At 42.7% G+C, this 21,280-nt stretch carries 18 protein-coding genes; 13 read left to right on the top strand and 5 right to left on the bottom strand.

The genetic code is table 11. The features are described from left to right. The first annotated feature begins 53 nt into the window (after nt 1–53). The 4 genes from moaC to tatC are packed head-to-tail and all read left to right on the top strand — an operon-like array spanning nt 54 to nt 2,164. Nucleotides 54–566 carry a cyclic pyranopterin monophosphate synthase MoaC gene (gene moaC, locus OWN49_RS16220; RefSeq protein ID WP_003155986.1) on the top strand — a complete coding sequence of 171 codons (513 nt, stop codon included), beginning with the start codon at nt 54–56 and terminating at the stop codon, nt 564–566. Then, the gene (locus OWN49_RS16215; RefSeq protein WP_015416944.1) at nt 563–1,210 is read left to right on the top strand and encodes a redox-sensing transcriptional repressor Rex; all 648 of its coding nucleotides are present in this window, start codon (nt 563–565) and stop codon (nt 1,208–1,210) included. The genes moaC and OWN49_RS16215 overlap by 4 nt, the downstream gene beginning before the upstream one ends. 18 nt (nt 1,211–1,228) lie before the next feature. Further along, a complete protein-coding gene (locus tag OWN49_RS16210; RefSeq protein ID WP_003155981.1) occupies nt 1,229–1,399 on the top strand; it encodes a twin-arginine translocase TatA/TatE family subunit in 171 nt (56 codons plus the stop codon). A gap of 6 nt (nt 1,400–1,405) precedes the next feature. Further along, the gene (gene tatC / locus OWN49_RS16205; RefSeq protein ID WP_088005343.1) at nt 1,406–2,164 is read left to right on the top strand and encodes a twin-arginine translocase subunit TatC; all 759 of its coding nucleotides are present in this window, start codon (nt 1,406–1,408) and stop codon (nt 2,162–2,164) included. A 41-nt stretch (nt 2,165–2,205) separates the two neighbouring features. Here the strand turns inward: tatC and OWN49_RS16200 are convergent, their stop codons facing one another. Further along, a complete protein-coding gene (locus tag OWN49_RS16200; protein ID WP_003155975.1) occupies nt 2,206–2,397 on the bottom strand; it encodes a YdiK family protein in 192 nt (63 codons plus the stop codon). Continuing rightward, nucleotides 2,394–3,128, bottom strand: coding sequence for a CPBP family intramembrane glutamic endopeptidase (locus OWN49_RS16195; RefSeq protein WP_015416945.1), 735 nt, complete (start codon nt 3,126–3,128; stop codon nt 2,394–2,396). The genes OWN49_RS16200 and OWN49_RS16195 overlap by 4 nt, the downstream gene beginning before the upstream one ends. 236 nt (nt 3,129–3,364) lie before the next feature. On the opposite strand from OWN49_RS16195, the gene groES reads away from it, so the two are divergent. Beyond that, complete coding sequence (gene groES / locus OWN49_RS16190) at nt 3,365–3,649, top strand: co-chaperone GroES (protein WP_003155970.1); 285 nt, start codon at nt 3,365–3,367, stop codon at nt 3,647–3,649. Nucleotides 3,650–3,690: 41 nt separating this feature from the next. After that, nucleotides 3,691–5,325, top strand: coding sequence for a chaperonin GroEL (gene groL, locus OWN49_RS16185; protein ID WP_003155941.1), 1,635 nt, complete (start codon nt 3,691–3,693; stop codon nt 5,323–5,325). A gap of 232 nt (nt 5,326–5,557) precedes the next feature. Here the strand turns inward: groL and cdiI are convergent, their stop codons facing one another. Together cdiI and OWN49_RS16175 are read right to left on the bottom strand one after the other, a co-directional pair. Beyond that, nucleotides 5,558–5,917 (bottom strand): ribonuclease toxin immunity protein CdiI, encoded by a 360-nt coding sequence (gene cdiI, locus OWN49_RS16180; protein WP_020955422.1) that lies wholly within the window; start codon nt 5,915–5,917, stop codon nt 5,558–5,560. Between the two features lie 21 nt (nt 5,918–5,938). Beyond that, nucleotides 5,939–7,831, bottom strand: a complete 1,893-nt coding sequence (locus tag OWN49_RS16175) for a T7SS effector LXG polymorphic toxin (protein WP_176283145.1) — start codon at nt 7,829–7,831, stop codon at nt 5,939–5,941. Nucleotides 7,832–8,248: 417 nt separating this feature from the next. On the opposite strand from OWN49_RS16175, the gene OWN49_RS16170 reads away from it, so the two are divergent. From OWN49_RS16170 to OWN49_RS16155, 4 genes are read left to right on the top strand one after another with little or no spacing between them, the layout of a single operon-like run. Next, a complete protein-coding gene (locus OWN49_RS16170; protein WP_077721883.1) occupies nt 8,249–8,818 on the top strand; it encodes a restriction endonuclease subunit S in 570 nt (189 codons plus the stop codon). A gap of 20 nt (nt 8,819–8,838) precedes the next feature. After that, a complete protein-coding gene (locus OWN49_RS16165; protein ID WP_176283146.1) occupies nt 8,839–10,431 on the top strand; it encodes a type I restriction-modification system subunit M in 1,593 nt (530 codons plus the stop codon). Continuing rightward, a complete protein-coding gene (locus OWN49_RS16160; protein WP_212102598.1) occupies nt 10,421–11,653 on the top strand; it encodes a restriction endonuclease subunit S in 1,233 nt (410 codons plus the stop codon). The genes OWN49_RS16165 and OWN49_RS16160 overlap by 11 nt, the downstream gene beginning before the upstream one ends. A gap of 21 nt (nt 11,654–11,674) precedes the next feature. Continuing rightward, nucleotides 11,675–14,833 (top strand): type I restriction endonuclease subunit R, encoded by a 3,159-nt coding sequence (locus OWN49_RS16155; RefSeq protein WP_176283147.1) that lies wholly within the window; start codon nt 11,675–11,677, stop codon nt 14,831–14,833. Between the two features lie 95 nt (nt 14,834–14,928). On the opposite strand, the gene OWN49_RS16150 is transcribed toward OWN49_RS16155, so the two are convergent. After that, nucleotides 14,929–17,418, bottom strand: coding sequence for a tetratricopeptide repeat protein (locus OWN49_RS16150; RefSeq protein WP_176283148.1), 2,490 nt, complete (start codon nt 17,416–17,418; stop codon nt 14,929–14,931). A 200-nt stretch (nt 17,419–17,618) separates the two neighbouring features. Here OWN49_RS16150 and gutB point away from each other — a divergent pair, with 200 nt between their 5' ends. The 3 genes from gutB to OWN49_RS16135 all read left to right on the top strand — a co-directional run bounded on the left by gutB (nt 17,619) and on the right by OWN49_RS16135 (nt 21,194). Continuing rightward, nucleotides 17,619–18,680, top strand: coding sequence for a sorbitol dehydrogenase (gene gutB / locus OWN49_RS16145; protein ID WP_176283149.1), 1,062 nt, complete (start codon nt 17,619–17,621; stop codon nt 18,678–18,680). A 73-nt stretch (nt 18,681–18,753) separates the two neighbouring features. Further along, entirely contained in the window at nt 18,754–20,130 is a 1,377-nt protein-coding gene (locus OWN49_RS16140; protein ID WP_176283150.1) for an MFS transporter, read from the top strand. A gap of 101 nt (nt 20,131–20,231) precedes the next feature. Continuing rightward, complete coding sequence (locus OWN49_RS16135; protein WP_176283151.1) at nt 20,232–21,194, top strand: carbohydrate kinase family protein; 963 nt, start codon at nt 20,232–20,234, stop codon at nt 21,192–21,194. Nucleotides 21,195–21,280 lie beyond the last annotated feature (86 nt).

The raw sequence follows: 21,280 nt of genomic DNA, 5'->3' as shown, positions 1-21,280 counted from the left end.
ATAAGACATCAGGGAGAAAATAGTGTATGATCAGAAGTAAGGAGAGTTTAAATATGAATGGATTTTCTCATTTTAATGAAGAAGGCCGTGCCCGCATGGTGGATATAAGCGATAAATCTTCAACAGTCCGTACTGCCGCTGCGATATCCAGCGTACACATGAAGCATGACGTGTACAGCAGAATCAAAAACCGCGAGATCGGAAAAGGTGACGTGCTGGCTGTCGCACAGGTGGCAGGAATTATGGCCGCAAAGCAGACGTCAGCGATTATTCCGATGTGCCACCCGCTTTCTTTAAGCAGCGTCGACATTTCATTCGGCTGGGAGGAAAAGGATTCCGAAGCCGTTCTTCATATACAGGCAAGCGTAAAAACGAAAGGGAGTACAGGTGTGGAAATGGAAGCGCTAACTTCCGCTTCAGTCTGCGCTTTGACCGTGTATGACATGTGCAAGGCGCTGGATAAAGGAATGGTCATCGGCCCGACCTGCCTCATGGAAAAAACAGGAGGCAAAAACGGTGATTTTAAAAGAGATGCATCTGAGTATAAAGTGGAGGACCAATCATGAACAAGGATCAATCAAAAATTCCACAGGCGACGGCAAAACGGCTGCCGCTTTATTATCGCTTTTTAAAGAATTTACACGCCTCAGGAAAGCAGCGCGTTTCATCAGCTGAACTGAGCGACGCGGTAAAAGTCGATTCGGCCACGATCCGCCGGGATTTTTCCTATTTCGGGGCGCTCGGCAAAAAAGGATACGGCTATAATGTGGATTACCTGCTGTCATTTTTCAGAAAAACACTGGATCAGGATGAAACGACGAACGTCATTTTGATCGGTGTCGGGAATTTAGGGACGGCGTTTCTTCACTATAATTTCACAAAAAATAATAACACAAAAATATCTATGGCTTTTGATGTGAATCAGAGTAAAATAGGAACTGAGGTAGGCGGTGTGCCTGTCTTTGATCTTAATGATTTAGAGCTTCACATAAAGGATGAACCCGTGGCGATTCTTACCGTTCCGGCGGTTGCCGCCCAGTCAATCACCGACCGGCTCGTGGCGCTCGGAATCAAGGGAATCCTTAACTTTACGCCGGCCCGTTTGAATGTGCCGGATCACATTCGAATTCATCATATAGATTTAGCTGTAGAGCTTCAATCATTGGTTTATTTCTTAAAGCATTATTCTGTTTTGGAAGAAATTGAATAGCGAAAGGAGGAGCTGCACATGATCGGTCCTGGAAGCCTGGCGGTTATCGGTGTGGTGGCGGTGATTATTTTCGGTCCGAAGAAGCTTCCCGAATTAGGAAAAGCGGCGGGGGACACGCTTCGTGAATTTAAGAACGCTACTAAGGGATTAGCCGGTGAAGAAGAGGAAAAAAAGAAAGAAGAACAGTAAGATAGGATGACGCGTATGAGAGTGAATCAAATGACGCTTGTGGAGCATATTGCCGAACTTCGGAAACGATTGCTGATTGTGGCGTTATCCTTTACGGTTTTCTTTATTGCCGGCTTTTTTCTGGCAAAACCTATCATTGTGTATCTTCAAAAAGCCGATGAAGTAAAAGAGCTCACCCTTAATGCTTTTAACCTGACGGATCCGCTGTTTATCTTTTTGCAGTTCGCGTTTATCATCGGCATCATTTTGACTTCGCCGATTATTCTCTATCAGATTTGGGCGTTTGTCAGCCCGGGTCTGTATGAGAAGGAGCGCAAAGTAACACTCAGCTATATTCCGATTTCGATCGTGCTGTTTGTCGGCGGTGTGTCGTTTTCTTATTATATTTTATTTCCGCTGGTCGTTGATTTTATGAAGCGGGTCTCGAATGACCTGGATGTCAACCAGGTGATCGGGATCACCGAATACTTTCATTTTCTGCTGCAGCTGACGATTCCGTTCGGGCTGCTGTTTCAGATGCCGGTGCTGATCATGTTTTTAACGAGACTCGGTGTTATCACTCCGATGTTTTTATCGAAGATCAGGAAGTACGCATATTTTGTGCTGCTCGTGATCGCCGCGATGATTGCGCCGCCTGAGCTGCTGTCTCACTTGATGATTACCATTCCGCTTTGCATTTTATACGAGATCAGTATCCTGATTTCAAAAGCGGCGTATCGGAAAAGGCAGACCGGCAGTGAATCTGACCAGGACGTATCAGCATAAAAAAAGCCATTTCTCAATGATGAGAAATGGCTTTTCTTTTATTATTTTTGATTTTTCTTCACTTTAAATGAGAAGGCGAACATTTTAAACGAGATGCTGATATTATAAGCGGCGAAAACCATCAGCAGTATGGAATAAAAAGACCACATGCTTCCCGGAGAGCTTGCGGCCAAATACGTAAAGATACAGCCGACTGCGAAATAAATCAAGCCCCAAGTCATTGGGTTCCTCATACAAACAATCCTCCAATAATTAATTGCATTTGCTCACTATGCTGTTCAATATATTTTTGGGCGGGGCCGAGCTGCATGACCACGACAATGGTATTCATCATGACATGGGCGAATATCGGCACAATAATCCGTTTCGTCTGCACATACAAGAACGCAAAGGTAAAGCCCATGGCCGTATACAGCAGCAGGTGCGTGAGGTCTTGATGCACAATGCCGAAAATGACGGAACTGATCAGTCCGGCGATAAAGAAATTCGTTTTTTCATATAATACACCGAAGATGATCTTCCGGAAAATGATTTCTTCAAGAATCGGCCCGACGATAGAAGAAACGATAATCATGAGCGGCATGGCTTTAATAATGTTGAGAATGGCTTTCGTGTTTTCGGAACCGCTGTCCACGTGAAAGACATACTGCTCAATCATCCCGGCGATTCCCTGAGAAAATAAAGCGAGCCATATTCCCGCGACCGCCCAGAGAACGGACATGCCGGCGGATGCTTTCTTCCCGTTTCTTAATGTCTGCTTCGGCGCGGTTCTCAAAATCAAGAGAACGATAATCAGGCAGATAAAAAAGCTTACGACGGAATAAATCCCCTGAGCCATGGTGAGATTCGCATTCGTAGGGTGCCCGCCCGCATAGCCGAATTTGTACATTAAAGGAATGCCGATCAATGCGGAAAGCTGCATGATAACATATGTCAAAATGATATACCAATACTGTTTTCTCAAATGATATGTACTCCTTTATCCTATAAAATCAACTTATTTGTTCTTATTGTAACACAAGTGAACTTGCCGTGAAAAAAGGAGAAAATCAGTGTGAGAGAGAATCATGTAAGCGTGAAAATTTTTTATTCTTATGACTTGAAATTGGAAGTGAGATTCTTTATTATAATAACTGTGTTAGCACTCTTTAGAGCTGAGTGCTAAAATTACATATTCATACTATTGAGGAGGTTATTACATTGTTAAAGCCATTAGGTGATCGCGTTGTCATTGAACTCGTAGAATCTGAAGAAAAAACTGCCAGCGGAATCGTATTACCGGATTCTGCAAAAGAAAAGCCGCAAGAAGGCAAAATCGTGGCAGCCGGTTCAGGTCGCGTGTTGGAAAGCGGAGAGCGCGTTGCTTTAGAAGTAAAAGAGGGCGACCGCATTATCTTCTCAAAATACGCCGGTACTGAAGTGAAATACGAAGGTACTGAATACTTAATCTTACGTGAAAGCGACATTTTAGCTGTAATCGGCTAAGCAAATAAATATTTTTAAAAATTCGAGGAGGTTTCGTTAACATGGCAAAAGATATTAAGTTTAGTGAAGAAGCACGCCGCGCTATGCTTCGCGGTGTCGATGCGCTTGCTGACGCTGTAAAAGTAACTTTAGGGCCAAAAGGACGCAACGTGGTTCTGGAGAAAAAATTCGGTTCTCCATTAATTACAAATGACGGTGTGACAATCGCAAAAGAAATTGAACTTGAAGACGCGTTTGAAAACATGGGTGCGAAGCTTGTAGCTGAAGTAGCCAGCAAAACAAACGACGTTGCCGGTGACGGTACAACAACTGCAACTGTTCTTGCGCAGGCTATGATCCGTGAAGGCCTGAAAAACGTAACTGCGGGGGCTAACCCTGTCGGCGTACGTAAAGGTATGGAACAAGCCGTAACTGTAGCAATCGAAAACTTAAAAGAAATTTCTAAGCCGATCGAAGGCAAAGAGTCTATCGCTCAGGTTGCTGCGATCTCTGCTGCTGATGAGGAAGTCGGAAGCCTTATCGCTGAAGCAATGGAGCGCGTAGGAAACGACGGCGTCATCACAATCGAAGAGTCTAAAGGCTTCACAACTGAGCTTGAAGTTGTGGAAGGTATGCAATTCGACCGCGGATATGCATCTCCTTACATGGTAACTGACTCTGATAAGATGGAAGCGGTTCTTGACAATCCTTACATCTTAATCACAGACAAAAAAATCACAAACATTCAAGAAATCCTTCCTGTGCTTGAGCAAGTTGTACAGCAAGGCAAACCGTTGCTTCTGATCGCTGAAGATGTTGAAGGTGAAGCTCTTGCTACACTCGTTGTCAACAAACTTCGCGGCACATTCAACGCTGTTGCCGTTAAAGCTCCTGGCTTCGGTGACCGCCGTAAAGCAATGCTTGAAGACATCTCTGTTCTTACAGGCGGAGAAGTAATCACAGAAGACTTAGGCCTTGACCTGAAATCTACTGAAATCGGACAATTGGGACGCGCTTCTAAAGTTGTGGTAACGAAAGAAAACACAACAATCGTAGAAGGCGCCGGCGACACTGAAAAAATCGCTGCACGCGTCAACCAAATCCGCGCTCAAGTGGAAGAAACAACTTCTGAATTCGACAGAGAAAAATTACAAGAGCGTCTTGCGAAACTTGCCGGCGGCGTAGCTGTCATCAAAGTCGGCGCTGCGACTGAAACTGAGCTGAAAGAGCGTAAACTTCGCATCGAAGACGCCCTCAACTCAACTCGCGCAGCTGTTGAAGAAGGCATCGTATCCGGCGGTGGTACAGCGCTTGTCAACGTATACAACAAAGTCGCTGCAGTGGAAGCTGAAGGCGATGCGCAAACAGGTATCAACATCGTGCTTCGCGCGCTTGAAGAGCCGATCCGTCAAATCGCACACAATGCAGGTCTTGAAGGATCTGTCATCGTTGAGCGCCTGAAAAACGAAAAAATCGGCGTAGGCTTCAACGCTGCAACCGGCGAATGGGTAAACATGATCGAAAAAGGTATCGTTGACCCGACAAAAGTGACACGTTCTGCACTTCAAAACGCAGCTTCTGTAGCAGCAATGCTCCTGACAACTGAAGCCGTTGTCGCTGACAAACCGGAAGAAAACGCCGGCGGCGCAGGAATGCCTGACATGGGCGGCATGGGCGGTATGGGCGGAATGATGTAAACCGACAAAAAACCCTTGATTTACAAGGGTTTGTCGGCAACGGACGTCATTTTTAATGCCCTCTTGATGCCATTTAACTTTTCGAGGCTTCTCATGAGTTCACCGAACTTGTGAGAAGCTTCTTTTTTTCTGTCTTGCGGGCTTTCGATTAAATTATGTAATCGATTAAAGCTTCAAATTCAAAACAAAAAACATAGCATGTTCATCAATGAAATATTAACAGCCGCTTTTTCTATAGCTTAATATTATATTTGTCTATAATTTTTTGCATGTACTCTTCTACGTCTGGTTTATTTTCTGGGTGTCGTTCTAGATATTGATCAACAATTTTATTTAAATATTTATAGAAATTTTCGTAATCTAAAATTACTTCTTCATCTTCTTTGACTGCTGGGTAGTCGAAATAAAAAGCAATACCTTCATCTCCAAAGTAATCATCTTCCCACTCTTCGTAGTCATCAGCAAATACACACCAGACATTCTCTATACCATAACCTTCCCCGTTGGAGAATTTCTCTAAAATTCGTAAAAAACGTTCATCACCCATCACCTGAAAAAAGTAGTTAATTAAATCTTTACTTTTATTATCCATTTCATTTTCACTCCGAATTATTTAATCATTTAAAGTTGGGAAAAAATTTGTTATTTCTCCAGTTGCTTCATCAATATAACCTTCAAACTTGAGACCGTTTTTAGCGTATCCAGTTACTTTTCTCCCGACTACTTCTCCATTTCTCATTGCTTCTTCTCCCCACTGCAACATTTGTTCGTTTGAGATCTTCTCGGGATCATAAACTGTCTTTGGAGTACGAACTTTTTTTAGTTCTCCAGGTTTGATATTTCCCTCTCTATCTAATGCAGGTAATCCATATTCAATTTCATAGATACCATCAATTGTGGGGTGTTCCCTTTTTGAAATTATACAACTCTTTAAATCCCAACCTTTATCAATAAATGCCTTCTCAAAACTCTGTAGATTGTGACCGCCGACAATACCTTTATTTTTCTTTCTGACTATATCTTCTACCTCAACTAAATGGGTATCATATCCTTGCCTAAAAGTAACATTTATTTTGGAAAAAGCATTATTTTTTTCTTCTTCAATTATACTTTTTAACAATGGTGTGTTTTTAACATTGTGAGTATTCTCAATATCTTGTGCAATTCCTACAAGTGCAGGTTCATATCTGTTTTTAAAAAAGGGATTAAAAAAATTGTTGCCTTTTGTAATTCCTTTATTTACATGAGCAGCAGCTGTTCCGCTCTCAACCACTTTACCTACTTTAGAAAGCTTGGCAGTGGTTTGCACTGCGGCACCTGCACCTTTTGGACCAACGATATTACCGACCGCATAACTGATATAATGTGCTCTTGTGTATGCATCGCCATTTATCATTTTATCATTCCATGAATCGACGATGTTTTTCCAAATTATTTTAGGGTAGGAGGGGACACTTAAGACTGTTGTAATCGTTTTTGTAAGTTTTAGTTCAATAGGGAGTTGTGAAAATTCCCATGCGCCCACAACCAAGTCCTTGATGCCATATATCGTATCATCAATCGCATCGTTAAGCCCATCATTAACCCCATCGATGATATCCAATGCCGTTTTACCTGCGTTGATTACACTTTCACCGACAGCCTTCAGCTGTTTTGCTTGTTCAAGCTGTACCACATACTGAAGCTGTTCAGGGGTAAGACTCTCATACCCGACCTTCTTGGCAATTTCTAAGTAATCATCCGGGTCCGTCACTCCGTCAGCCAGTTTCTTCTTTAATTCTTTGATTTCTCGTTCTTTTGCTTCATCTTTCTTGATCTTCAGATAAGCTTTAGTCTGTTTCTCGATATCTCCTTTCTTCTTATGTATGTCACTTTCTCGATAAGCATTGGCATTGTAGTGAATGGGTGTAGCATTCTTGCCCTTGCCTGTAGATTCCTCAAGCTTTTGGAAGTCTTTCTTGATGAATTGCTCGATTGGCTCTGACTGGGCATATTCAGTAACAAGTGCTTCGTCCACGCTTCCTAATTTATCGACTGTTTTTTTACGTTTGTCCTCTGCATCTGCAAGTTCGTCTTTGAAGTCTTCTGTCGAGAACAAATCAAGCGGAAGAATATCATTGATATCAAGTAGGATATCTTTCATTGCTTTCTTCTGTTCAGACATAATGGATTTTGACTTGGTGTAGGCATTAGCCAGTTCGTGTTCCAGGAAGGATTCTTCTATGTATGCGCCAGACAAGCTGGCGTCCTCTAAAGCGCCTGAAATGCTTGTTAAAAAAGCAATCTTCATATCAATTAGATCAATCCAATTGTCAGCCACACCAGCGTGATCATGATAAAATGCTTTGATGTTGTCAGCGCCTTTTCCGGAAAACTCACTGTCATCTAAATCAGCTACGGCTTTGAAGGCTTTTTTAAGATTGACCATCTGGCTTCTTAATTCTTTGTATTCTTTTGCACGTTTATCTGCTTCTGAAAGCAGTGTTTTGGCTTCAAATACTTTCATATTCATATCCTTTCATTTAAATAGATCAACAAGATTTTACCATGGGAAAATGAAGAAACAGACGAAATGTGATACAAAAGTGTGAAATGATCAATTTGATCTGTGTTATTTTACCTATATGAATCACTTTTTGGGAGACTGGCAATGTCGTTAGACGGTTCCAGTTGGATGTAAAGCTGACGGCTTTGATGAATCTAAGAAAAAGCGAAAATTGAAGAAGCGCTATTAATGAAAAGGATCCATCTTTTATTAGGATCTCAGAGTCGAGAAAATTTCTATACCCTGTTTGCTTACATTTGGTGGTGTAATTCTTAAAAAGTACATAAAAGATGTTGACGGAGTATTTTTGAAGTGATAAGATTCAATGGCAATGAAAATCAGTAATTTTAAAGAATTACTTTTTGAAGAGGGCGGGATATGCGACTTGAAGAGATTGTGACGGTTAAAATAGGGAGAAATCTTTCTAGAGGACACGAAAAAAATGATCCGACATTAGTTGCTTATACATATGAGGATTTAATAAATGATTTAGATGGCTCGTTTCTAGACTCACAAGTTAGTCTTGGTGCTGAACAGTCAAATCATAAAGAAAGCTATTTGAGCAGTGCCGGGGATGTTGTTTTCAGCTTTGTCAGTTCCAAGGCTGGGATCGTGAGTAACTTACATCACGGAAAGGTGATAAACCAAAACTTTGCGAAACTCATGATTGAACACAATGATTTGGATAGTCGATATTTATGTTATGCATTAAATGAGTCGCACACAATGAAAAAGCAAATGGCGATTTCCATGCAAGGAAGTACTGTGCCAAAATTGACTCCAGCGATATTAAAAGAATTGGAGATTGAATTACCAAGTATTGAGAAACAACGGATGATTGGAAATGCTTATTTCTGTTTGAGAAAGCGTCAAGCTTTGGCGAAGAAACAAGCGGAACTTGAAGAGCAACTTTATTTAGAGGCATTGAAGAGATTAGACCAACAATAGAAAAAGTGAGGAACACAACTATGGCTGAATTACACTCAAATTTATTTAGTGCCGCAGACAGCTTGCGAAGCAAAATGGATGCATCAGAATATAAAAACTACTTATTAGGATTGATCTTTTACAAATACTTATCTGATAAGTTATTAGAAAAAGTCGTTGAAATCGCAGATGAATCTTTAGAAGAATACAACACACAAGAAAAACAAACGCAATTGTACCGGAGTTTATTAGCGGATGAAGAGATCAAAAATGATTTGATCGAGACGTTAGTCGATACATTAGGTTATGATATTGCGCCAAAGCATTTATTCAATGTATTAGCCAATCAAGCGAAACAAAATACGTTTCAGCTGAATGACTTGAATAAAGCATTTATCGATTTGTCTACGAAATATGACCAATTCAACGGTCTGTTTGATGATGTGGATTTGACCTCAAAAAAACTGGGATCAGATGATCAACAACGAAACATTACGATAACGGAAGTACTGAAAGAATTAAATGCTGTCAATGTAATCAGTCATGATGGAGATGTGATTGGGGATGCTTACGAGTACTTAATTGGCCAATTTGCTTCCGAAGCCGGTAAGAAAGCGGGAGAGTTTTACACGCCTCACCAAGTATCTGACATGATGGCGCGTATTGCCGCAATCGGTCAAGAAGACAAAAAATTGTTTAGCGTATTTGACCCCACGATGGGTTCTGGTTCTTTAATGTTGAATATCCGAAACTACATTCATTATCCAGACAGTATAAAATATCATGGGCAAGAGCTAAACACAACGACCTTTAACCTAGCGAAAATGAACTTAATCTTGCATGGTGTGAATAAAGAAGATATGCGGTTACGCAATGGGGATACATTGAACAAAGATTGGCCGACAGATGAGCCATATACCTTTGATTCTGTTCTTATGAATCCGCCTTACTCTGCAAAATGGTCTGCAGATGCTACATTCCTAGATGATTCGCGTTTCAATCGTTACGGAAAGTTAGCGCCAAAATCAAAAGCAGACTTTGCTTTTCTTTTACATGGGTTCTACCATTTGAAAGATTCGGGAACAATGGCCATCGTCTTACCGCATGGAGTATTATTCCGTGGAGCGGCAGAAGGTGTAATCCGTAAGAAACTATTGGAAGATGGCAGCATTGATGCCGTAATCGGCATGCCGGCAAACTTATTCTTTGGCACATCGATCCCAACAACAGTCATCATCTTGAAGAAAAATCGCAGCACTCGTGATGTGTTATTTATTGATGCAAGTAAAGAGTTTATAAAAGGAAAGAACCAAAATAAACTTTCTAAAGAACATATTGATAGGATTGTCGAAACGTATAAGAAGCGAGAAGACGTTGAGAAATATGCCCACGTTGCAACATTCGAGGAAATCAAAGAGAATGATTTCAATTTGAACATCCCTCGATATGTCGATACGTTTGAAGAAGAAGAACCTGTGGATATGGCTGCAATTGGCTCGAAAATCAAAGATATTCGAAAAGAAAAAGCGGAACTAGAAGCTAGCTTGTATGACATGGTTTCTTCATTGCAATATGATGAAGAAAATGCAGAATGGGTCAAAGGTGCGTTAGAGGTGTTTCATCGTGGGAAATAAACGAGTGCCAGAAGTGAGATTTGAAGGATTTAGTGGAGAATGGGAAGAGCGTAAGTTGGGGGATTTCACTGAATCTTATTCGGGTGGAACACCGAGTGCAGGAAATAAATTATATTATGGTGGAAGCATTCCTTTTATCAGGTCAGCAGAGATTAATTCAAAAAGCACTGAACTGTTCATAACGGAAGATGGATTAAATAACTCATCAGCTAAAATGGTGGAAAGAGGTGATATCCTGTATGCTTTGTATGGTGCAACTAGCGGAGAAGTTGGTATAGCAAAAATACATGGTGCTATTAATCAAGCAATATTAGCAATAAAACCTAAGTTCGATGATGATTCATACTTTATTATGCAATGGCTTAAGAAACAAAAAAGTACAATTATTAATACCTACTTGCAAGGCGGACAGGGAAATTTATCAGGCTCTATAGTAAAAGATTTAATTATACCATTACCTACCAATAAAGATGAACAAGTGAAGCTAGGAGATTTTTTCAAAAAAATAGACGACACGATCGCTCTTCATCAGCAAGAACTAACCACCCTCAAACAAACAAAACAGGGATTCTTGCAAAAAATGTTTCCAAAAGAAGGGGAGTCTGTGCCGGAGGTTCGGTTCCCTGGGTTTGATGGAGAGTGGGAAGAGCACAAGTTAGATTCAATTGTGGATAGAGTAAAATCATATTCTTTATCTCGTGATGTCGAGACGACTGAATATACAGGATACAAATATATACATTATGGTGACATCCATACAAAAGTTGCCGATATAATAGATGAGTTTAGCGATTTGCCAAATATTAAAGCTGGAAACTATGAACTTCTGAAAAAAGGAGATTTAGTATTAGCTGATGCTTCAGAAGATTACCAAGGAATAGCCGCACCTGCAGTAATTACTATAGATGTGCCATACAAATTAGTTTCTGGACTTCATACGATAGCTTTGAGACCGAAGCAAATAGATTCTTTGTTTCTTTACTATTTGATTAACTCCCAAACTTTTAGGAAGTATGGTTATAAGGCTGGAACAGGAATGAAGGTATTTGGAATTAGCGCAACAAACCTTTTAAGGTTCGAAAGTTTGTTCCCAACATTTGAAGAACAAACCAAAATCGGCAACTTCTTCAAACAACTAGACGACACGATCGCCCTTCACCAACGCGAATTAGATGCCTTAAAAGTAACGAAAAAAGCTTTCCTACAAAAGATGTTTGTTTAACGAATAAAGAGGGGGAGAATCATGGCAACGATCCAGCATAAAGATGAAGCAGAGGTAGAGCGCCGCCTGATTGAAGTGTTAGGTGAAGGGTATAATCAGTGGAATTATCGTCCAGATTTAAAATCGGAAGAAGACCTATGGGAGAACTTGCGTCAAAAAATCACGCAAAACAACCTATCAGAAATTGGGGAACATCCCATGACTGATAAAGAATTTGACAAGATAAAGACAGAGTTATTATCGAAAACACAGACTCCCTTTGATGCAGCTAAGTGGCTCAAAGGGGAAAATGGAATAGCTCGAATTACGATTGAACGTGAAGATGTCTCTTTAGGTTCGATGTCTCTGGTGCTATATTCCAATCAAGACATTGGCGGAGGAATTTCTACATACGAAGTCGTTCACCAGATAGCGAAACAAAAAGCAAACGTTGACGGTCGAGATCGGCGATTTGACGTGACACTTCTCATTAATGGATTGCCCATTGTTCAAATTGAGTTAAAACAGGCCAGTGCAAAAGACGGCGTATTCCAAGCCTATCATCAAATTAAGAAATACGCAGAAGAAGGAATGTTTCGAAACAATATCTTTTCTACCCTGCAGTTATTTGTCATTTCCAACGAACAAACGACTCGCTATTTTGCCAATGCGCTTCCAAAAGATATGCATAAGAAATTGATCTTTAGCTGGCGGACAACGGATAATCGAAAAGTAGAAAATCTCTATGAATTTGTGAAACAAGTGTTAAACATTCCAGATGCACACCGTTTAATTGCCAATTATACAATTGTGAGTGAAGACCAAGACAACAAAGCTCTAGTGGTGTTAAAACCGTATCAAATTCATGCCATAGAAGCCTTGTTTACATCCGCCATGAGGCATCAATCCGGCTTTGTTTGGCATGCGACCGGATCAGGAAAAACGTTGACAAGTTTTGTGTCTACCAAGTTATTGGCTCGCAAACCAGGTGTAGACCGTACCATTATGCTGATTGACCGAAAAGACTTAGATAATCAAACGACGACAGAATTCACCAAATTTGCTTCCGAGTTTAATACCGGTATTTCTTCTGGTGATGCAATATCGAATAGCTTGATTGTCGGAACTGGAAGTGCCAAGGAGTTAAGTGATACTCTACTGTCTGATGCCAATTCCAATACAGTTATTATTACCACTCGTCAAAAACTAGAAGCTGCCTTGCGCTATGCCCAAAGGCAAGAGGAGCAAAAAGGCACTCAGCGCTTTAAGAAACTGCTGGGGCAGCATATTGTCTTTGTCGTGGATGAATGCCATCGTGCGTTAAGTGCAGAAGGCATGGAGGTCATTAAGGGGTTCTTTCCAAATTCAACTTGGTTCGGATTTACAGGGACACCGATATTTAATGAAAATAAAAAACAAGCGAAGGGCCGATTAGCTCGCACTACTCGTGACCAATATGGAGACGTTTTGCACACCTATACCATTAAGAATGCGTTAGACGATGGTGCTGTTTTAGGGTTTCAAGTAGAGCATGAAGATACAATTGACCCCACTTCATTAAATAATCATATTTTCGAACTGCTGCGTCATCAAGAAAAATACGCCAATTGTAGTGATGATGAAATCAACGATATGATTGATCAAATGGATGGAATCGAAAAAGAAGCATATCTTGAACCATCTTCGTTCCAGAATGATGAACATATTCAAAAAGTTATTCATAAGATTTTTAGGCCGGATAATGCCTATATTAAATTTGATTTTCAAAACGGCCGCCCGCAAAAATCAGCTATTTTAACAACGAGTTCCATTGATATGGCGAAACGTTACTATCAGGCAATTAAAGAAATGACGAAAGATCCAGATTGGTTAACAAAAGAGTTTGCGGGACACCCGATCCGAATAGGGCGTACAATTGAAGATCCTGATTTTCCTCGGATTGCAATTACGTATTCAATGCAAGAAAACGAGGAAGATTCCAAGCAAACTCACGATGAAATGATGGAGATCATCAAAGATTATAACGATTACTATCATACTGCCTGGTCGATAGAAGATATTGAACGGTATAACGGCGATATTAACAATCGGTTAGCTCGTAAAAAAGGGGAATTCAAAGAAATTGGGAAACAAATTGACCTTGTCATTGTTGTCGATCGATTATTGACTGGTTTTGATGCCCCAACGATTCAAACGTTATTTGTGGATCGGAATTTAAGTTATGCCAATTTGATTCAAGCATTTTCTAGGACCAATCGTACTTATCCAGGAAAGACAAAAGGATTGATTGTGACATTCCGTAAACCTTTTACAATGGAACAAAACGTAAAGAATGCGACGAAGTTATATTCTCATGCACAAGAGGAATCTAGTCTTGTTTATCCAACGTATGATGAATCGAAGAAACGTTTTAAGAAGGCCCACAAAGTCCTAACTACGTTAATTCCCAATCCAATCGATATTGATGAGCACACATCTCTTGAAACCCGAATTGAGTTCGTAAAAGCATTTCAAGAGCTAAACAATTCTTACGAAGCGTTAGTTACATATGATGACTACAACGATGATATGGAGAAATCAGCAGCACTTCAAGAACAGGTGAAAACACTAGAAGAATATATTGGTATCTATAACACGATTAAAGGTTCACTTATAGATGAAGAGCGTCAAGATGGACCGGAGCTGGACTTTTCGGACATTGAATTCTATGGAGAAAACGCAGTGAAGATCTATGATATTGATTCAACGTATATTGATCGACTATTAGAAACATACTCGGCCAATAACCAGAATATCCGTGATGAGATCGAAAGCGCACTTCAAAAACTGGAGAAATCAGACACTGTTAAAGATGTATACCGTGAGATGTTAAATGCCATTGATACGAAAAACGTAGATGAAGAGGAAGATATTCTTGTCGTGAAACGAAGCTTTTTCACGAAAGCACGAGACAAAGCAATTCATGAATTTGCAAATACTTGGTTTGTGGAAGAAGATGAACTGCATTTATCTGCAGTTCAATATGTGATAGGGGCAGATCCTATTCCGAATATCGGGGGAATCATCAATAGCAAGCAATTTGATCGGTACAAAGCCGTACATCCAGATGCAAAACCATTGAAATACGGACCAGAGTTGAAGCGTCAGTGGAGAAAAACGTTAGATGAAGTCATTGTACCTTTGGATGGCGAGCTGAGATAAAGTCTATATAGGCCAACTACTGCGAATCTTGAGTTGGCCTATTCTATTTATTATGAAGAAATATCATGAGATTGCTGACAGAACGACTATGCGTACTAGTCGTTTTCTTTAATCATCTTTTCCAGCTGTTCCACCTCACCCCGAATCCCAATCCCAGGCTCCCACGAATCAATCAGACGAATGGCTTTCTGATTCGATTCCATCGCTTTCGTTTTCTCTCCTTTTCGGTACAACAGCTGTGCCATTCCGTAATAATAGTAGATCAGTTCAACCTGATTGGCGTTGTGTTTGTCATAGAGCATTTGTTCAAAGGCTTTTTCCGCTTTTTCGAGCTGATCACACTTGACGTAAGCCATGCCCAGGTTGAAATAGGCTTCTATCGTTTTTTCGCCGCCGTATGCGGCGCTGGTTGTGTTTGCCGCTTCGTATAATGTGATGGCTTCTTCGTAGTGAGAGCGGGCGAAACTCAGGTCGCCGCGGACCAGAAGAACCCTGTGCCGGATAATGGGGGAGACGGGCTGATCTTTGATGCCATCCAGCATTGCTGCCGCTTTGTCCGGTTCTCCGGTTTTTAACAGCAGCCTCGATTGCAGGGCGGTTCCCCATACTTTCAAGTCGTCGTGATCCGGCGCGCCTGATTGTTCGAGTATCTTCAGGCCGGCTTCTATTTGCCTGAGGGCTCCGTCTGAATCATTGACTTCCATCAGCGCCCAGCCTGCCGTGTCGATCCGAAAGTAAGCTTCCCGCGTGTGTTCGCCTGATTGATGGGCGGCATCGGCGGCTTTTAATCCGTATTCGATTCGCAGGGGCAGGTTGATTCTGCTTAGAAAATGGCTGATGCGGATGATGAGTTTGATCAGGATGTCATGTTGTCCTGTTTCGCTCGACCATTCGATGACCTTTAGGATGTTCGGCCATTCTTTTTTCATTTGCTCTAAATTCCGTCCCAGCAGGTAGCTCCAATAGACGGAATTCGGCCGTTCCCGTTTTATATGGGTTTCCGCATAATCAATATAATAATGCGCCCAGCGGCTGCGGGCTTCTTTTGCAAATTCGTGATTTTCGGATAAGTGCTGTTCTCCGTAAGCGACAACGGTTTGATGGGCTGCGTATTGAATTCTTCCTTCGCTTCGTTCCGGCTGTATTAAAGCATATGACCTCATTTGCTCAATCGCGTAATGAAACCGCCGGACGTCTAATCCGGCCGCTAGAGCCAAGCTTTTCTCATCAGGGGGCTTAGCGAAAAAGCAAAGCGTCTGCCATAGTTTTCGTGTGTCTTCATGACATCTGTCCCATGTGCGGCCAAAGAGAACCTCAAACAATTCCAATAATGAGTAGCCTGCTTGTTTAAGTTCTTGAATGAGCTGGGGAGCGGGGATGTCGTCGTCTGACATGTATGCAATGCTCAGTGCCATGGCCTTCGGGTTGCCGGCGGCTGCCGAGATGAATTCATTCTTAAGGTCAGGCGATAGCCGCAGCAGCTGCTCCAGCTTTTCCCGTTTTTGCGGGAGGTTGCATGTTTGCAGACATCGGTGCACTTCTTGCTGAAAAAATTCAAGGGCATCCGTTTGTTCAAGGCCGCTCAGCTGGATGGCCGCCAGTTCCCCGAGGCCGTCCCGGTAAGTCTGTTTTACGTTTTCCCGTGCCGTAAGGAGGACTTTTACGCCTTGCGGAAGGCCGATGATAAATTCGTGAATGTCACGTTCCGCTGTATCAATGCTGTCAACGATCAGCAGCACGGGTTTTTCATTTGAATGAGCGGCTAATGCATTGCGGACGACGAACCGTTTTTCGTTGATGGATTTGTCGATTTGTTCTGCGCGTCCGAGCTGATAGGCGATCGTGTTTAAAAAATCGCTGAAGCTCAATCCTTTCCAGTCCGCGCTGATCCAGATGATGCTGTTGAATGCCGGCCAATCTGGTGAACCGCCGGCACAAAGGTAGGCTGCTTCAAGAGCGATCGTTGTTTTTCCCATGCCGGCCCAGCCAGTGATTAAACAGACCGGTGACGGAGACAGCATCCATTGCCGAATCGCCTCTATATCAAAGCCGCGTCCGATAAAGTTCCCGGTCCGGCGTGACGGTAAGTTATGCGTGACGGACTGTTCTGTAAGCGCATTCGTTTCATGGCTTGGTCTGTCATGAAACAGCCGCTTTACTGCTTTTTCAACATCTTCATCACTCGGCGCTCCGAATGATCCGTCTTTCCGGCGTATTTTTGCTTTTTTTAGACAAGACGCCGTCCAAACGGGCAATGCGGGTTTGATGACAGGAATGGTGGTGGTTTCCAGAAGGCCGGTCAGCCATTCAGGATCCATGTCGGTCTTTTCGATAATGATCCAAATCAAGCCGAACAGCTTTCCGTCGTCAATTCGTCCGGGAATGTAGTTTGCGCCCATCTGTCCGATCCAGCTTTTGATCGTGTTAGAGGAAACGCCTAATCGGAGTGCGATTTGATCTATATAAGACTGTCCTGTTTTTTCGTTCTTTTTCCTTCTGACTTTATAATCAGGATGATGTTTCAGCGATTTGACGGCAGGTGCCAGCAGTTCTGCAAATTGTGTCCGGTTTTCTAGTTCAGCCATTAGCCTGCACCTCCTATTAGTACTATTTTATCAATTCAGTGTTTTTTGTATATGAAAAATTAAAAAGTACAGTGCGGCTGTCCTTTTATACAGCAGGAAAGGCTGTTGAACGTATGGAAAAGCAGATAAAATAGGGGCAGTAATAGAGAAAACAAAAATGTATGCACTTACATTTCAAAGCAGAGAAAGGATTTTGCCAAATGACTCACACAGTGCCTCAAAACATGAAAGCGGCGGTTATGCACAACACGAGAGAAATCAAAATCGAAACATTGCCCGTGCCTGACATCAATCATGATGAAGTGTTGATTAAGGTGATGGCTGTCGGAATTTGCGGATCTGATCTGCATTACTATACAAATGGCAGAATAGGCAATTATGTAGTGGAAAAACCATTTATCCTCGGTCATGAATGCGCGGGAGAAATTGCCGCCGTCGGATCGGCTGTCGGTCAATTCAAGGTGGGAGACCGTGTCGCCGTCGAACCCGGTGTCACATGCGGACGCTGTGAGGCGTGCAAAGAAGGGCGTTATAATCTTTGCCCGGATGTACAGTTTTTGGCGACACCGCCGGTTGACGGCGCGTTTGTCCAATATATCAAAATGCGTCAGGACTTTGTTTTTTCGCTTCCGGATTCACTTTCCTATGAAGATGCGGCTTTGATCGAACCGTTTTCTGTCGGCATTCATGCGGCCGCGAGAACGAAGCTTCAGCCCGGTTCAACGGTTGCGATCATGGGCATGGGTCCTGTGGGGCTGATGGCCGTTGCGGCAGCGAAAGCATACGGGGCAGGCACAATTATTGTGACCGACTTGGAGCCGCTGCGGTTAGATGCCGCGAAAAAAATGGGCGCGACGCATGTCATCAATGTCCGGGAACAGGATGCCGGTGAAGAAATCAAAACGATCACGAATGGCAGAGGCGTTGATGCTGCCTGGGAAACAGCGGGGAATCCGGCGGCATTGCAATCCGCACTGGCTTCCGTGCGCCGGGGCGGAAAACTGGCGATTGTCGGTTTGCCTTCTCAGAACGAGATTCCGCTCAATGTGCCGTTTATTGCAGATAACGAGATTGATATATACGGAATCTTCCGTTATGCGAATACGTATCCGAAGGGAATTGAATTTCTCGCTTCCGGTATAGTGGACACGAAGCATCTTGTAACGGACCAATATCCGCTGGAGAAGACGCAAGAGGCGATGGAACGCGCCTTTCAATACAAAAATGAATGCTTAAAAGTGATGGTGTATCCAAATCGCTGAGTGAACGGGGAGGATCTTTGCATTCTCCCTCTTGCTTATCAAAAATGAAAACGGATTCTTGGGGTGGGAAATGATGATTGAAACAGAAAAAGCAGCGGCAGTAAAGACGAAACATCGCGGCCTGTCCTGGATGGAACGGATCGGCTACGGATTCGGCGATATGTCGTACAATATTATCTTTCAGTTTGTAAACGCATACTTATTATTCTACTATACAGATGTCGGCGGCATTAAGCCTGCGGTCATCGCAGCTTTGTTTCTTATCGTAAGGGTGCTGGACGCTATTTTTGACCCGATTATGGGCGTGATTCTAGACAAGACGAATACAAGATGGGGAAAGGCAAGGCCGTATCTTTTGTGGGTGGCGTTTCCTTTTGCGTTATTTACGTTCTTATGCTTCACGACCCCTCATTTCGGCGAGACGGGGAACATGGTTTATGCGTACATCACTTATATTCTGCTTGGGATGTCCTTCAGCATGCAGACGATTCCGGTCAACAGCTTAACGGGTCGGATGACGAATTCCGTGGAGGAACGGACGGTTCTGACGACGACCCGGATGATTTTGGTTTATATCGGAATTCTGTTGTCGATTTCCTGTGCGACACCGCTTGCGGACGCCATCGGCGGGAAAGATCAGGCGTTTGGATTTCAGATGACGGCGCTTATCTATGCGGCGGTGAGCATCGCATTGAATCTGTTCAGCTTCTTTACCGTGCGGGAACGGATTCAGCCTGAAAAAAGAAAAAAACAAGGAATGAAAAAAACGTTGTCTGTTTTGTTCCGAAACAAGCCTTTGCTCATTTTGGTTTCTGCATTTTTGGCGTTTGCGATTGGGTTTAACATTAAGCTCAGCACGATGGTGTACTATTTTACGTATAACGTCAGCCATAAGGAATTTGTGTTTTTAGGAACCGTGTTGTTTTTCGGCGCCGCGCTGATCAGCAATCTGTTTATTCCTTTCTTTTCTGAGAAGCGGGGCCGGAAGCAGGTCATGATCATCACGGCGGCGTTATCGCTGATTTCTTATGCGGGCCTTCAGTTTACATCGTATTCCTCGATTCCCCTTATTTTCTTTTGGCTTTTCGTTTCGGGATTTTTTACGACGCCTTTAAATACGCTTGCTTGGGGAATGGTTGCCGATTGTGTCGATTATGCGGAATGGAAAACCGGAGTCCGGGCTGATGGCGTGGTGATTTCGAGCATGAGTTTCATCAATAAGCTCGGAGTTGCGTTAGCCGGGTCATTTTCGGCCGTTTATCTCGGAATCGCCGGGTATGCCGCGAATACCGAACAGGCCGCCTCGTCATTGAATGCGATTAAAAATATGAATGCGCTCATTCCGGGATTGTTCATTCTGCTGTCTATTATTCTTATTTCTTTTTATCCTTTAACTGAAAAGAAATATCAGCAGATGATGTCTGATCTGGAGCAAAGGGCTGCAAGATGAGTATACGTAAAATTTAAAATATTCTATGTAAACGGTTGTATTTATGACTGAAAGCACTATACTGAAACTATAATCGAGAATTGATAAATGAGTGTGATAATGTGGGAAGCCAATCTGTTATTTGTATTGGAGAATTGTTAATTGATTTCTTTTGTACCGATGTGGATGTTGATTTGACGGAAGGGCGCAATTTCTTAAAAAGTGCCGGCGGCGCACCGGCGAATGTGTCGGCAGCCATTGCTAAGCTGGGCGGAGACGCGGCTTTCAGCGGGAAAACAGGCAAAGATCCGTTCGGGTATTTTCTGAAGCAGACATTAGACGCCGTACACGTCGATACCTCTATGCTCGTCATGGATGAGAAAGCGCCTACAACGCTTGCGTTTGTTTCATTAAAACAAAATGGGGAGCGCGACTTTGTGTTTAACAGAGGAGCGGACGCTTTGTTTACGCTGGATGATATTGATCTGGAAAAGGTAAACGATGCGAAAATCCTTCATTTCGGATCAGCGACGGCATTGTTATCTGATCCGTTTTGCTCAGCCTATTTACGGCTGATGTCGATTGCGAAAGACAATGGACAGTTTATTTCCTTCGATCCTAACTACCGTGAGGATTTATGGAAAGGAAGAGTTTCAGAGTTTATAAACACCGCAAAAAAAGCCATCGCCGTAAGTGATTTTGTGAAAGTCAGTGACGAAGAGCTTGAGATCATCAGCGGTGCGAAGGATCATAAAGAAGGCGTTGCGGTTCTTCATGAGCTCGGGGCCGGTATTGTGGCGGTGACACTCGGGAAAAGCGGCACCCTTCTTTCAAATGGGAAGGATATTGACGTCATTCCGAGCATTCCGGTGACATCAATAGACTCAACGGGAGCGGGAGATGCGTTTGTCGGCGCGGCGCTGTATCAGCTGGCGCGCACGGATGAGGTTCAGACGGCAGCCGAAGATTTTGCGAAGCTGCGTGATATTGTCTCATTTGCCAATAAGGTGGGGGCGCTCGTGTGCACCAAAATCGGTGCGATTGATGCTTTGCCGAGCTTAAAAGAGGTTGAAGTATCACTGTAAAGTATGGAGGATGTTTCTTGAAAGTCATCGGACTTCGGGAAGCATCCTCTTTATTTAGGTCTGAAACCCTTTTCGATATACGGTAT

Origin of the sequence: Bacillus sp. NEAU-242-2 (assembly GCF_027853835.1) — a bacterium.
GTDB classification, from domain to species: Bacteria; Bacillota; Bacilli; order Bacillales; family Bacillaceae; genus Bacillus; species Bacillus velezensis.
The sequence above is the reverse complement of the archived record's forward strand: the minus strand, read 5'-3'. Positions and strand labels throughout refer to the sequence as shown.

Coding starts and splice junctions, on each gene's coding strand:
- moaC (WP_003155986.1), top strand. CDS start 54: ATGAATGGATTTTCTCATTTTAATGAAGAAGGCCGTGCCCGCATGGTG.
- OWN49_RS16215 (WP_015416944.1), top strand. CDS start 563: ATGAACAAGGATCAATCAAAAATTCCACAGGCGACGGCAAAACGGCTG.
- OWN49_RS16210 (WP_003155981.1), top strand. CDS start 1,229: ATGATCGGTCCTGGAAGCCTGGCGGTTATCGGTGTGGTGGCGGTGATT.
- tatC (WP_088005343.1), top strand. CDS start 1,406: ATGACGCGTATGAGAGTGAATCAAATGACGCTTGTGGAGCATATTGCC.
- OWN49_RS16200 (WP_003155975.1), bottom strand. CDS start 2,397: ATGAGGAACCCAATGACTTGGGGCTTGATTTATTTCGCAGTCGGCTGT.
- groL (WP_003155941.1), top strand. CDS start 3,691: ATGGCAAAAGATATTAAGTTTAGTGAAGAAGCACGCCGCGCTATGCTT.
- cdiI (WP_020955422.1), bottom strand. CDS start 5,917: ATGGATAATAAAAGTAAAGATTTAATTAACTACTTTTTTCAGGTGATG.
- OWN49_RS16175 (WP_176283145.1), bottom strand. CDS start 7,831: ATGAAAGTATTTGAAGCCAAAACACTGCTTTCAGAAGCAGATAAACGT.
- OWN49_RS16170 (WP_077721883.1), top strand. CDS start 8,249: ATGCGACTTGAAGAGATTGTGACGGTTAAAATAGGGAGAAATCTTTCT.
- OWN49_RS16165 (WP_176283146.1), top strand. CDS start 8,839: ATGGCTGAATTACACTCAAATTTATTTAGTGCCGCAGACAGCTTGCGA.
- OWN49_RS16155 (WP_176283147.1), top strand. CDS start 11,675: ATGGCAACGATCCAGCATAAAGATGAAGCAGAGGTAGAGCGCCGCCTG.
- OWN49_RS16150 (WP_176283148.1), bottom strand. CDS start 17,418: ATGGCTGAACTAGAAAACCGGACACAATTTGCAGAACTGCTGGCACCT.
- gutB (WP_176283149.1), top strand. CDS start 17,619: ATGACTCACACAGTGCCTCAAAACATGAAAGCGGCGGTTATGCACAAC.
- OWN49_RS16140 (WP_176283150.1), top strand. CDS start 18,754: ATGATTGAAACAGAAAAAGCAGCGGCAGTAAAGACGAAACATCGCGGC.